Raw genomic sequence first — 13,142 nt, forward strand, 5'->3', positions numbered from 1 at the left:
CTTCCCTATCTCTTGCAATACGCGCCCAAAGCGCGCCGCCCACCGACATTCCGTGGAGTTCCCATGTCCGGCACCGCACCACACGCCGCCTCGATGCCGCTCGACCGCCGCGGCACCATGACCTTCCTCCTGGAGCGCTTCAAGGACGCCGTGCCGGGCGTGCTGGTCGCCGAGCTGGCCACCACCGACGGGCTGCCTCTGGCCATGGTCGGCATGGACAAGGACAGCGCCGAGCGCCTGGCCGCGGTCGGCGCCGGCATGCACTCCCTTGGCCGCGGCATCGGCCCCGTCCTCGGCCGTGACCGCAAGAGCCACCTGAAGCAGGCGTTCTTCGAGACCGACACCGAGCGCGTCTTCTCCATGAGCGCCGCCGAAGGAACCCTGTTGACGGTCATCACCAGCGTGGACGCCGACCCCAGCCTGACCGGCCATGAGATGACCGTCCTCGTGCAGGGTGTGCGCGCCCACCTGGCCACCCCCACCCGCAGCGCGACCGCGCAGGCCACCGGAGACGAGCAGTGACATGCCCCTCTCCCCCAGCAGCCAGGCGCCCGCCGTAGCAGAGCCGATTCCGCAGGAACCGCGCACCTATGCGATCACCGGGGGCCGCACCAGTGCGCGACACGTCCTTCGGGTGGAGACACAACTACTGCCCGGTCCCGCAGATGACCTGCACCTGTCCGCGGAGGCGGCTCAGGTACTGGCGGCGTGCAGCGCGCGCAGCGCGTCGGTGGCGGAGATCGCCCACGCGATCGGGCGGCCGGTGTGGGCCGCCAAAGTCCTCATCAGCGACCTGCTGGACACCGGAGCGCTGCTCCTGCCGCACTCGGCCAGCACCCACCCCGGAAGCGACCCCCACATTCTTGCCCTGGTCCTGGAAGGACTCAGGCGCCAGGCATGAACGAGCGTCAGGAAGGACCCGTGGTGACCACCGCCGATCCACCGTCCACGGCAGCCGTCAAGATCATCGTCGCCGGGGGTTTCGGCGCCGGCAAGACCACCCTGGTCACCGCCGTCTCCGAGATCCGGCCGCTGACCACCGAGGAGGAACTGACCCTCCCCAGCAGCGCCACGGACGACCTGGCCGGCGTGGAGGGCAAGACCACCACCACGGTGGCCGTGGACTTCGGAAGGATCACCTTCCCCTACCCCGACATGGAGCTGACGCTGTACCTGTTCGGCACCCCCGGCCAGGACCGCTTCCTGTTTTTGTGGCACGGCCTTGCCGAAGGCGCGATTGGCGCCGTCGTCCTGGCCGACACCCGCCGCCTGGACGACAGCTTCCCGTCCCTGACCTACTTCGAACAGCTCGGCCTGCCGTTCATCGTGGCCGTCAACGAATTCGAGGGCTGCCCCTACCGCTACACCCCCGACGAAGTCCGTGACGCCCTCGACCTGCCCCCGCACATCCCCGTCGTGCTGTGCGACGCACGCGACCGGGCCTCGGCCACCGACACCCTCATCGCCTTGGTCCACCACGCCCTGGGCCGACTGCCCTCCTTTACACCCGCCGCCACCCCTTCCCGCCTCGGAGCACCCGCATGACCATCTTCGACCCCGCCTCCGGACTCCGCGTCGCCTCACCGGACCCCGACCTGCAGCCCCGTACCGCCCTTTTGCACGACCTCGGCCTGGACGCCGAGGCCGTGCCCGAACTGGATGCCATCGCCAGGACGCTGGGGGAACAAGCTGGCCAGCCCTGGGCCATGATCAATTTCATCACCGACCGCCAGCGGTTCGCCGGACTGTACGTCGCCCCCGGCGCCCCGATCGTTGAGCGCAGCATGGCCCGCGAGCACGGCTACTGCCCCGACGTCCTTCACCGCCCCGTCGCGCTGATCCTGCCCGACGTGTGCAGCCACCCGCGCTTCCAGTCCAACGAGGTCGTCGACGCCCTGGGTGTGCGCACTTACAGCGGCGCCCCGCTCATCCACAACGAGACCGGCATCACCCTGGGCACCGTCTGCTTCATCGGCCCCAAGGCCCTGCCCCAGAACACCGGCCAGGCCAGCCGCGCCCTGATCAACGCCACCCGCGACCAGGTCATGAACACCATCCGCGCCCGCGCCGCAGACCGCACCCGCTGACACCCGCCGCTGCCCGAAGTATCCCGCCCGTCGACGTCAAGGAGGATCCGGTGACCTCGATCTCGGCCCGGCCCGCCGACCCGCACCACGAACTCCGCCAGTACGTGCGCGACTTCACCCAGACGTACATCGCGCCCCAGGTGGGCGTGATGGAGCGCGACCGCCAGGTGGAAGCCGAACTGCCCCGCCTGATCGCCGCGCAGGGCTGGATCGGGGCGACGATCGATACCGCCTACGGCGGGATGAGCGCCGGCCATGAGGCCAAGACCGTCATCATCGAGGAGATCTCGTGCGTGAGCCCCGCCATGGGGGCCGCGGTCCAGGCGTCCCAGCTCGGCGTCGCCAAGATCGTCCACTTCGGCACCGAGGAACAAAAGAGGTACTGGCTTCCGCAGATCGCCGCCGGGACGTGCCTGCCCACCATCGCGGTCACCGAGCCCGGCTCCGGCGGCCACGTGCTGGGCATGGAATCCACCGCCCGCCGCGACGGCAGCCACTGGATCCTCAACGGCCGCAAAGTCTTCGTCGGCAACTCCCACATCGGCGACGTCCACGGCGTCGTGGTACGCACCGGCGAGGGCAACCGCGGCCTGACCGCTTTCCTGGTCGAAGCCGGCCGGCCCGGTCTCACCCTCACCCCGCACCGTCTGGCGCTGGGCCTGCACGGCTTCAGCTTCGGCGAACTCGTCATGGACAACTGCCGGGTACCGGCGGAGAACTTGATCGGCGAGGTCGGCGACGGCATGGCTGTGGCCTACTCCTCCAGCGTGCTGTACGGACGGGCCAACCTGACCGCGCTCGCCCTCGGCATCCACCAGGCCATCCACGACATCACCATCGAATTCGCCCGCGACCGACGGCGCTACGGCTCCCAGCTGGCCGAACTGCCGACAATCCGCGCCAAACTCGGCGAACTGCGCTCCCGGCTGCTGACCGCCCGCACCACCGCCTACGACGCCGTCCGCCTCCTGGACGCCGGATACGCCTGCGACGAGGAACTGATCAACGCCAAACACGTGAACGTCGAGCTGCTCAAGGACTCCGCGCGCACCGCCATGGACATCTGGGCTGGCGCCGGACTGCTGACCGACAATCCGATCGAGCGCTACTTCCGTGACGCCTGGCACCCCTACCCCGCCGCCGGAACTGGCGACATCCAGCTTCTCAGGCTCGGCGAGATCGCCGCAGGGGTGAAGCACCCGCAGTGGTCGCAGCGCTTCCCCGCGACCAGACGAGCAACTGCCGACCAGTCCGTGCCGGTCTGATCCGGCACGAGCCCAACCACCAGCTACAACAGTCGCATTCCAGGAGCCCGCGCCCATGATCCGCAACGACAGCCACACCGCCACCTCCGCTCCCCCGTTACTCGAACTCGCCCTCGCCGAGGGGGACATGCGGGCGCTGGACTGGCTGGCGACCGTACGCGCGGCAGCACGGGCCGGCCTGCGCCACCTCGTCCTGACCGGGTCCAGCCCCCGACGGCACCGCGCCGCCAGGGCCCTGTGGGAGTGCGGCACCGCCTACGGCATGCACGTCGAGTTCACCGCGACCCCGCCCACCCCCGCCGTCAGCCACGAACCACGTGTACGGATCGCCGCCGATGGCATACCCCGCCTGGTCATCCCCGACGGCATCCCCCTGACCGACCTCCCCGCCGCGCTGGGGCCCGCACTGGCCGGTATAGCCAGCCCGCCCGTACTGCAGGCCCTCGAAGCCGCCGCCGCATGGCGGCCGGATCGTCCGGCCGCCATCTAAGACCGCTCCCGCGGCACCGCCGCGGGAGCCGGGTCCCGCCGCCCGACCCGCGCCCCCGTCGGGACGGGCGGCGGACCACCCGCACACACCACCACCCACCGCACACCCACCGACGGCCGTCCCAGTCGGCCGCCCGTGAACGGCTCGCTGCCAGGAATGCACGCAGGTCTCCCCCTGCCGGCGTGGACAGCGAGCCCCCGGCCGCCGCCCTCATGCCCAGCGGCGGCCGGCCCCCCACCATGCGACACCGTCACGTTCGATCGAGGACCCCATGAGCACACTGCCCGACACCGATCTGTCGGCCGCACTCGTGACCGACTCCGGCTTCGAAGACACCCTCTTCGCTGCGCTGGGGCGACTGCGCACGATCGCCCGGATCGCCGGTCTGCACCTGACACTCGGCTACCCCGGCGAGACCCCCACCGGCTCCCGCCTGCCCCTGGGTGACGTCACCGAGAGCACCGCCCGCGAACTGGCGGCCCTGCTCACCCCGGCCAGCGACACGGCGAGCCCCACCCCCGGCGCCCCGGGCATCGCCGGTGCCGCGGTCCTGCTCAGGGCCGCAGCCGAAGCCGCCGGGATCGACTTGCTCCTGCGAGCGCCGCGCATCGGGTCTGACGGACTGGCCCGGATCCCGCTCGGCAGCGTCGACCACGACACCGCCCTGCGCCTGGCCCACCTGGTCGAGCAGCACATGACCGGTCTCTACGAAACCGGACAGGCCCTGCGAGCCGCCTTGGAAGCCGTGGGCATCACGGCTGACCAACTCGTGGCGGATGACGGAGCCATTCAGGTCGGCGACATCACCGTGCCCGAAGGCGTCGCCCTGCTGCGGCACCTCAGCCCCGGCGAAACCGTCCCGGACGCCGACCCGGACGACCACGCCGCCGGCGAAGACCTCGCCGCACGCCTGTCCGATGCGGTCAAGCAGGTCACCGACGGCGGCTTCCTCGACGCCGCTTACACGCCCTACTGCCGAAGGTGCCGCAGCGAAGCCGCGCTCGTCCTCGGCCGGCTGGAGCCCAAGCACACCCAGGCCCTGACGGCGCACCTCGTGCGGGCCGTGGCATGAGCCGGACCTTGGCGGACCGCCTTGCCGACGAAGCGCACCAGTGTCTGACTCCGTGGAAGGCGGACGAGTTTTGGCCCGCTCTGCACGATCACCCCCTGATGCACCTCACGCGCTGGCCCGTTTTGCTGGGAGCCGCGGTCGTGGAGCGGCTCGATCTTTCCCGCGACGGCGTCCCGCTGCTCGTGGAGGCCACACGCGCAACGCCTCCCCAGAGGAGTCCGACGGCGCCTGCTACACCGACACCCCGGGCCTCAGTGTCCGAGCCCGCACGAACCGGACCACGTTGAGTCGCGCGCTGACCACCACAGGCTTGATCAACTACCCGACGGAGTGGTGGCACTGGTCGTTGGGCGACCGGTACTGGGCGCTGCAGACACAGCAGTCGGCCGCCCTCTATGGCCCGGTCGAACTGCCCTGAAACGGACCACCCGCCCTTTGACGAACGAGGAGAGATCTGTGGGAATCACCCGGACCGACTGGTCCGAGCACTACACCCAGGGGCGAGGTTTCCGGCGGCTCGGGAACGAGGAGAAGGACCTGCTCGTCGAGCACGCGCCGGCGTCCAAGGGCGGCCGCGCGCTCGACGTCGGCTGCGGAACGGGCGAGATGTCCGTCTACCTTGCCTCGCTCGGGTACGAGGTCGACGCCGTCGATGCGGTTGACGCCGCGCTCGCGCGGGCCCGCACGGACCACCCCGACGCGACGGTGCGGTGGCTGTGCCTCGACATCGAACGAGACGACCCAGCCCCGCTGGACGATACCATGTATGACCTGGTCGTCTTCCGCCTGTCGGCGGCCTTCGTGAACGACCGCACCCGTGTCCTGCACGCTCTCGGGCGCCGACTGCGCGAGGGCGGCGCCGTGCTGGTCATCACCCCGCTGGCCGCGCACACCTCGGCCGAGAAGCGCCCCATCGCACTGGACGAGGATGAGATCACCGCCCTCACCTGCGGATGGACGAGCGTGCAGCGCATCGCCGTCGGTGAGCTGACGGCGCTGATCCTGCGTGGGCCGTGCGCGGACACGGTTGCCGTGGAACGGTCCGTGCCAGCCACCGGCTACGCCGTTGCCGGAGCGTTGGCTGTCGTCACCGACGAGCACGGGCGTATCCTGCTCGGCTGGTCCAAACGCGGCATGTGGGAAATTCCGGGCGGGAAGATCGAGGGTGCCGAGCCGCTGGACGGAGCCGCCGTGCGCGAGCTCGCTGAGGAGACCAGCCTGCACGCCACCGGCGCCGCCGTGGTGACCATCCTCACCGACGCCGCCCAAGGCGTCCCGCGGGTGACCGCCGTGATCAGGATCGCCGGCTTCACCGGCACCCTCACCACCGCGGAGCCGCAGAAGTTCACCCGTTGGGAATGGCACGACCTCCACGGTCTGGGATGTCTCGGCCCGATTTTCACCCCGAGCGCGCAGGCCCTGAATGCCGTCTGGCCCGGCGTCATCCCAGACCTGCCGCCGGTCCATGCCTACCCGCACGCTATCGAACTGGCTCCGGTGCCCGGTGAACCGGCCGAGGCGGTCCGGCTGCGGCAGGCGATGACGCGGACGGTCATCGACGGCGGCTGGGCCCGCTCCGAGAAAGTCCAGGAGGCGCTGCGGACCGTGCCCCGCCACCGCTTCGCTCCCGAGGCGGACCTCGCGACCGCGTACGACGGCGGGGACCGGGCGGTCATCACCCGGCGCGACGAGGCCGGGAAGGCGACCAGTTCGGTGTCGGCGGCATGGCTGCAGGCCGACATGATCGAGAATCTCCGGCTGGTGCCGGGTGCGGTGGTGTTCGAGGCGGGATCCGGCGGCTACAACGCGGAATTGATCGCCCACGTCGCCGGCCCGACGGGGCACGTGGTCACCGTGGACATCGACCCCTGGGTGGCGCGCCGCACCCGTGCCTTCACCACGGAGGCCGGCAGCGGCCGCGTCACCGTGGTCGAGGCCGACGCGGCGCTCGGCGCGCCCGCGCACCTCGTGCCGCGCGGCGGCTTCGACGCCAGCGTGATCACCTACAACTGCTGGGACATTGCCCCGGCCTGGCGCGAGCATCTGGCCGAGGGCGGACGCCTGGTCCTGCCGCTGGAAATCGGCGGCTACACCCGGGCCATCGCCTTCGAACGGCGCGGCCAGGTGCTGCACGCCCGTAGCTTCACGCACTGCGGCTTCGTCCGCGACCAGGGGCAGCACGCCCGGACCATCCCGGCCGTGGGCCTTCTGGACGGGGAACTGACGCTCCGCTTCGAGCACGGTATCGCCGCCCCCACGAAGGGACTGGAGGAGGCGCTGCGTGGGCCGCGGCACGAGGTCGCCACCGGCGTGACCATGGGCAGCGGCATCTACTTCGGGTCGCTGCAGCTGTACGCGGCGACTACCTTGCCCGGCTTCTGCCGGCTGGCCGCCCACGCCGACCCCGAAGGCGGCGTCACCGGCATCGCGAAGGGCCGGGACGTGCCGACGATGGTCGGCGACGCTTCCCTGGCCTACCTGACGTACATCCAGATTCGGCATGGGGAGCGCCCGCAGGACAAGGAATGGGAGTGGGTGGTCCGCGCCTTCGGAGAGCACGGCCTCGACCTCGCCGAGCAGCTGGCAGGGACGGTGCGGGCATGGGACCGCCACGTGCGTGCCGACGACAACAGCAAGCACACCGACCCGGCCCTGACCGTCTACCCGGCCGGCACACCCGACGATCTGCTGCCCGCAGGCGACGTGCTGGACAAGGAGCACTCCCGCCTGGTGTTCCAGTGGCCGGACCGAACCGGGCAAATGCCAGCCCATACCGAAGGCATTGAAGCTGTCCCTGCGGTGAAGCGGGCGCGATCCGAACGAACAAAGGGGTGAACCACCCCGACGCGGGCCCTACACATCAAGCCCGGGCTCATCGCGCACACCACCGGCGTGACGCAGACGCTCCCGCTTCCCTGCACCCGACCGAGCCCTACCGGCTGGCACATGTCCGAAGGTCACGCCGCCGCCCGCCGCAGTCCGCGCATCTGCGAATCCGACCGAGGAGAGTCATGAAATTGACCGTGGTGAGCCAGAACTGCCAGGTGGGCGCCGACAAGGACGGCCGCTGGAAGGAACTACTCGCCGTCATCCGCGGTATCCGCCCCCATCTGCTCATGCTCCAGGAGGTACCCTGGCTGACCGACCCGGACGCAGCCGCGGCGGCGGAGCAGGATCTCGGGTTGTCCCTGGCGGTCGCGCCGTCTCGGCGCTTGAACACGGCGGTCGCCTGGGACCCAGCGGTGCTGGAGTGGCAGGCAACGGACACGGAGTATGCGGTCACCGATATGCACCATGGGTACTGCGCCCCGCGGTTCACGCCGTTAGGTCTGGCGCATCCGTCGCCGGCGCCGCTGGTTGCGATCAGCACGCATCTGACCCCGTACTCTGCGCAGGCTGCCGCTCAGGAGGCGCAGATCCTGTGCGCGAGGGCATACCGGTACGGCGGCGTCGCCATCGTGGCCGGGGACATCAACCACTGCCCGCTGGACGACCCGGAGATCCCGTGGGAGGAGGTTCCGCCCTACAACCGCACCGCCCGCTGCGTGCCGCGCGCGTCCGCAGATGAGCCCTGGCGCGGCAATCGGATCGTCGGACAGACATTCCGGGACGGCGAGTTCACGGACGTCGCCGCACACTTCGGCGATCACCAGCCGACGGGCAAAGCCGGCCTTCTCCGGGTCGACCAGGCCCACGTCACCCCTGCGGTTCGTCCTGCCCTGCGCGGCTATCGGCGACTCAACCCCACAGATGCTAGCGACCACTACGGCATCACTTTCGACCTCGACCTCACCGCCGTCGACGCCGATTGCATCCGCACCTATACCTGACTCCAGGCCCGCGTTTGCCTGACTCATGCGGGCTCTTGGGCAGTTGATATCGGCGGCGAGCGCGACAAGCCGGCAAACGGCCCAGTAGCCGGAGTTCTCGGCGCTTCAAGATCCACGAAGGTCTCGCCCCCCATGCGTTCGGCGCCCGCCGGCAAGCGCCCCCGACGTCTGGGCTGCGGTGCGGTATACCGCGCGGCGCCCGAACTTGAAAGACTTGACGGTCGACCGGTGAAGAGAGGGTTGGATGTCGGGACGGATATCGGTCCGATTAGAGAAGCTGGCCCAGCACGCTGAGGACCTGGACGCTCTCATGACGCGGCTACAGAAGCACCTGACGCAACTCGACAGTGCGGTGCGGCGGGTGACCGAGGGCTGGGAGGGCGAGGCGCAGGACGCGTTCGGCGCGTACTACCGCAAGTGGCGCACGGCCTCCGGCGACCTGCACGGCGCCCTGCGCGACCTGCACAAGATCCTGACGACCGCCCACGGCAATTACGCGGCGGCGCACACCGCCAACCAGCGCATGTGGGGCGGACGGTGAGCCGCCACGTGGACGACGGGGGCAGCGTCGCCGCCCCGCTGGACCTTTACCCGCAAGACCTGTACCTCGTCGCCTTGAGGTTCGCCGCCGGCCAGAGCGCGCTCGACAAGATTGCCGACACGCTGAACACGGCACTGCAGAACATCTGCGGCATGGCCGGCGACGACAGCTACGGGCACGCGTTCGCCACCACCTACGACCCGGCGGCCAAGGCCCTGTTCGGCGCGCTGTCCGCTGCCGACCGGGCGATCGGCCAGGCTGCCACCGGACTGGTGACCACCGCCAACAACTACCTCCAGGCCGACCACCACTCGAACCCGAAGACGGGGGCCAGTCCGCCGGAACAGTTCCCGCTGCCGGTGGTCTTCGCCGACGTGTCCTACCCCGACCCGCCCTCGACGGTCGGCCCGGGCCACTCCTCCGTACCCCACGCCATCGCCAAGTACTGGCCAGGCGGCCACCAGGACCGCCTGCGTACCGCCGCCACCGCGTTCCGTACCGCCTCGTCCGCGATCGACACCCTTGGCGCCGGTCTGCACGGGCACGTGCTGGCCATCACCGACAACAACTCCGGTGACTCCATCACCGCGATGGCCGACTTCTGGGCGAGGATATGGAAGGACGACCCCGACGGCGGCAGGGCCCCGCTGTCCACCGCCAAGTACGCCTGCGACCAGCTCGCCAAAGCCTGCGACTCTTTCGCCCAGGCCATCGACACCGCCCACAGCAAGGTCGAGCACAAACTCGCCGAAGCCGGCATCGCCATCAGCTTCACCACCGCGATCGGCGCCGCGCTCTCCCTGTTCACCTTCGGCGGCTCCGACGCCGCCGCAGGCGCCCTCGACGCCAGTGAGGCCGCAGCCATCCTCGGTGGCGTCGAGGTCGCCCTCGACGAGGCCGTCACCACGATCAGTACGGAGATGATCGCCGACCTGGACGCCTACCTCCAGGCAGCCGCCGACAGCGCACCCGAACTCGAAACCGTCACCGCAGAAACCACCGAAGTCAGCCAAGCCCTCGAACGCGAACTCGCCGAAACCGAAGCCCGCACACCAGCAAGGACAGGTGGACGGGGCGGAGGAGGTGGAGGCGGCGACAAGCCGCCGACCGGAGGCAACGGTGACGGAGAACCAGAAGACCAGCCAGACGACGAACCGGAATCATCAGGGCGTAGACGCGAACTGCGCGGCAGGGCCTATGAGGACTATCTTCAAGAGGAACTCGGCGGCGACCGAGGCTTCAGCGAAGGGGGACGCCAGTTCGACGGCACATACACTGCGGATGACGGGACGGAGACCTGGTTCGAAGCGAAATCGGGACAATTCTGGGAACTGGCCAATCGAGACGCGAAGACGATGGCAAAATTCAAGTCCAATCTCGGAGACGCACGCCGCATAGCGATAGAAGAAGGAAAGGCCTTCGAAGTCATATCCGAGAACCCGATCCCTGAGAATATTGTTGAGTGGCTTGCCAAAAAGGGTTACACGTGGAAGATCATCCCCTGGGGGTAGGTGCATAGAATGTCCAGGTCCGCAGACATTGACCTCAGCTTCGCCAGACCCGTCACGGTGGGTTCTCTGATTCACCAACTGGGGTCGTCCGACTGGAAGACAAAGGAGCCGCTAGGGGTATCTTTCATGATCGAAGACGATGGAGATTTCGACTGGCAGCGGGGAGATCCGGAGAATTCGAACGCCATCATTGCGAGTCTCGACGCTGTCGAAAACGTCGGACTTCATGTCGGGGTTGCGATCTACTGCGAGGCCGCTGAAACCGGTGGAAGCCTTCTCTTCTTCCCTGGAAGGAAAGAGGTTTCCTTCATGCCCAACATCAACAGAAAGCCACTCATCGAGGGATCAAATATGACAGACATCCCGTGGTACCTGAGTCAACTTGTGCCCCCCCTCCTTACGATCGGCCTCAACGGATACGAGGCCCGCGATCTGCAGGACTGAGCGGCGAACAGCTGCTTTGCATATCTCGGAGCGCATGCAGTGCCGCATTTGTGGAACGTGAACTCCAGCACAATCCCGCACGGCAACGTCCGCAGCAATGTGCGTCCATAAATATTTAGTTGGGTACAGTCCGGTGAGGCGACTGATTGGGGCGGCGGAGGCGAAACATGAATACGGTGCGCGAGGGCTTCGCATCGTTCGAGGGGGAGAGCCGGGCAGGCTGCACGGACTCTACTGAACAACCAGGGCTACGACGGAGGCTGGGGACTTACGCTGACGTCGGTCTCGTCATTCGTCAATACCAGTGAGGTGCTGCCGGTTCTCCGCGCCGCCGGGGCCGCCGGTCAGCCGGTCCGCCATGCGCTCGTTGCGCAAGCTGCCTTTCGGCCGCAGCCGGTTCGCCTGCGACCAGGACCAGAAAGCTTCGGCCCAGGGCCAGCAGTCGGTGAAGGGGGCGCGTCCGCTGTGCCCGGCGGTGTACTCCCGTGCGTGATCTTGCATCGTGCGGCCAGACGGCTTGCGGTCACCCTCGAAATCCCCTTACGGTGCGCCACCGATCGTTTCCTACACGCTAGCAACCCTCGCCCGTGCTCGTGCCCGCCGCGGAGTCTCCGGCCCCGGTCGCGGCGCCTCCACGCTGCTGACGGTCAACCGTATGAGGAGGGCGGTCATGCCGATGATCGCTGTTCGAAGGGCGGGGAGGTCGGTCGGTGGACCGGCTGCTCGATGGCGGGCAGGTCTGGTGCCTGGGCCTGCAGGTCGTCGTAGATTTCGTGGAACAGGCTGAGCCTTCGGCTGAGTTGCTTGACCAGAGTGCGGATGCGGTCGGCGGCCAGTTCGGCGTCGGGTGGGAAGACCGCTCGGGTGAGGGCCTTCATGTCCTGGTGGGCTTGTGGGTTGGCGGCGGCTTCGGTCATGCGGGTGATGACGGTATAGGCGTCCACCTCGGCTGTCTTGTACGTGCCGTCGCTTCGGCGGGTGGCCCACACGACCTTGCGGCGGTGCGGTGCGAGGGTGAGCTGGGTGTCGGGGCCGACCAGCGCGCTGAGGACTGGCAGGGGCACGGCTCCGGGTCCGGCCTGGGCCGCTGCGGTGTCGGCCCATGGCGCCACCATGGGATCCGTGCCGCCAGGGGCCTGGTTTTCCGCTTCGGTGTCGTCGTCGTGCTGGAGCCAGGTGATGGTCACCAGGCGGCAGTCGGGCATGCTGGCGGGGTAGGACAGGTGGCCGACCAGGTCGACAGTCTCCCAACCCAGGGCGGGCAGGATCATGCGGTGGACGTCGCCGTCGAGGCTTTTGCGGACCTCGACCACGTCCTTCCAAATCCGCTGGACATCGGGGTCCGTCTTGACCTGACGTATCAGGGCCAGGAGGTCAGTGTCGTCGTGGCGGCTGACGCCGGCGAACTTGATCAAGGAGATGAAGCGGGCGGCCTGGGCGGGCCAGTCGTGGAACTGGATCCGGGCCTCGGGATCGGTCAGGGCCCAGCGCATCAGGTTGGCGCCGGGCTCCATCACCCACGGCCACCACTCGGCCATGGCCGCGTTGTAGGCCAAGATGTTCCAATGCCGGTCGCACAGGTACGCGGGCGCAGGCATCTGGCGTTCCAGCAGGATCTGCAGGGCACTGCTGACGTGCCGGCCGCCTTGGGGGACGGGGACGTCTTCGGCGCTGCCGGTGGCGTACAGGTACAGGGCGTAGCGTGCTTCCTCGTCCAGGCCGAGGATGTCCGCAAGGGCCGCGCAGTCCTTGCGCTGCGGGACAGCTCCTTTTTCCAGCCGCTCGTACCATTTGCTGGAATGCCCGGCGCGCCGCCCGACCTCGCCTTGCGTCAGCGGGCGCCCCCGTTTGTGGCCGGCCGCCGCCCTCCAGGCTTTCAGGGCCTTTGGCAGGCCCATGAGT

15 protein-coding genes are annotated in these 13,142 nt (G+C 68.9%); 13 read left to right on the forward strand and 2 right to left on the reverse strand.

Annotated features, from left to right (window positions below):
- Positions 1-63: 63 nt before the first annotated feature.
- The 13 genes from K7G61_RS29600 to K7G61_RS29660 all read left to right on the forward strand — a co-directional run bounded on the left by K7G61_RS29600 (position 64) and on the right by K7G61_RS29660 (position 11,240).
- Positions 64-522 carry a roadblock/LC7 domain-containing protein gene (locus tag K7G61_RS29600; protein WP_225850123.1) on the forward strand — a complete coding sequence of 153 codons (459 nt, stop codon included), beginning with the start codon at positions 64-66 and terminating at the stop codon, positions 520-522.
- A 112-nt stretch (positions 523-634) separates the two neighbouring features.
- Positions 635-901, forward strand: a complete 267-nt coding sequence (locus K7G61_RS29605) for a DUF742 domain-containing protein (RefSeq protein ID WP_374204282.1) — start codon at positions 635-637, stop codon at positions 899-901.
- The gene (locus K7G61_RS29610; RefSeq protein WP_225850125.1) at positions 898-1,545 is read left to right on the forward strand and encodes an ATP/GTP-binding protein; all 648 of its coding nucleotides are present in this window, start codon (positions 898-900) and stop codon (positions 1,543-1,545) included. Before K7G61_RS29605 ends, K7G61_RS29610 begins: the two co-directional genes overlap by 4 nt.
- Positions 1,542-2,087 (forward strand): GAF domain-containing protein, encoded by a 546-nt coding sequence (locus K7G61_RS29615; protein ID WP_225850126.1) that lies wholly within the window; start codon positions 1,542-1,544, stop codon positions 2,085-2,087. The genes K7G61_RS29610 and K7G61_RS29615 overlap by 4 nt, the downstream gene beginning before the upstream one ends.
- Positions 2,088-2,137: 50 nt before the next feature.
- Complete coding sequence (locus tag K7G61_RS29620; RefSeq protein ID WP_225850127.1) at positions 2,138-3,352, forward strand: acyl-CoA dehydrogenase family protein; 1,215 nt, start codon at positions 2,138-2,140, stop codon at positions 3,350-3,352.
- A 55-nt stretch (positions 3,353-3,407) separates the two neighbouring features.
- Complete coding sequence (locus tag K7G61_RS29625) at positions 3,408-3,842, forward strand: hypothetical protein (protein WP_225850128.1); 435 nt, start codon at positions 3,408-3,410, stop codon at positions 3,840-3,842.
- A 271-nt stretch (positions 3,843-4,113) separates the two neighbouring features.
- Entirely contained in the window at positions 4,114-4,914 is an 801-nt protein-coding gene (locus K7G61_RS29630; RefSeq protein WP_225850129.1) for a hypothetical protein, read from the forward strand.
- 52 nt (positions 4,915-4,966) lie between these two features.
- Entirely contained in the window at positions 4,967-5,332 is a 366-nt protein-coding gene (locus K7G61_RS37400; RefSeq protein ID WP_374204285.1) for a M15 family metallopeptidase, read from the forward strand.
- 38 nt (positions 5,333-5,370) lie between these two features.
- The gene (gene fxlM, locus K7G61_RS29640; RefSeq protein WP_225850139.1) at positions 5,371-7,749 is read left to right on the forward strand and encodes a methyltransferase, FxLD system; all 2,379 of its coding nucleotides are present in this window, start codon (positions 5,371-5,373) and stop codon (positions 7,747-7,749) included.
- A gap of 176 nt (positions 7,750-7,925) precedes the next feature.
- Positions 7,926-8,744 carry an endonuclease/exonuclease/phosphatase family protein gene (locus K7G61_RS29645; RefSeq protein ID WP_225850130.1) on the forward strand — a complete coding sequence of 273 codons (819 nt, stop codon included), beginning with the start codon at positions 7,926-7,928 and terminating at the stop codon, positions 8,742-8,744.
- A gap of 244 nt (positions 8,745-8,988) precedes the next feature.
- Entirely contained in the window at positions 8,989-9,285 is a 297-nt protein-coding gene (locus tag K7G61_RS29650) for a WXG100 family type VII secretion target (RefSeq protein ID WP_225850131.1), read from the forward strand.
- A gap of 8 nt (positions 9,286-9,293) precedes the next feature.
- Positions 9,294-10,796 (forward strand): hypothetical protein, encoded by a 1,503-nt coding sequence (locus K7G61_RS29655; RefSeq protein ID WP_225850132.1) that lies wholly within the window; start codon positions 9,294-9,296, stop codon positions 10,794-10,796.
- Between the two features lie 9 nt (positions 10,797-10,805).
- Positions 10,806-11,240 carry a hypothetical protein gene (locus K7G61_RS29660; RefSeq protein ID WP_225850133.1) on the forward strand — a complete coding sequence of 145 codons (435 nt, stop codon included), beginning with the start codon at positions 10,806-10,808 and terminating at the stop codon, positions 11,238-11,240.
- Positions 11,241-11,528: 288 nt separating this feature from the next.
- On the opposite strand, the gene K7G61_RS29665 is transcribed toward K7G61_RS29660, so the two are convergent.
- A complete protein-coding gene (locus K7G61_RS29665) occupies positions 11,529-11,741 on the reverse strand; it encodes a hypothetical protein (RefSeq protein WP_225850134.1) in 213 nt (70 codons plus the stop codon).
- Positions 11,742-11,908: 167 nt separating this feature from the next.
- The coding region (locus K7G61_RS29670) for a helix-turn-helix transcriptional regulator (RefSeq protein ID WP_225850135.1) at positions 11,909-13,142 on the reverse strand (1,234 nt) is incomplete at its 5' end.

The sequence above is a fragment of the Streptomyces sp. HPF1205 genome (assembly GCF_020400825.1).
In the GTDB taxonomy this organism is placed as follows: domain Bacteria; phylum Actinomycetota; class Actinomycetes; order Streptomycetales; family Streptomycetaceae; genus Actinacidiphila.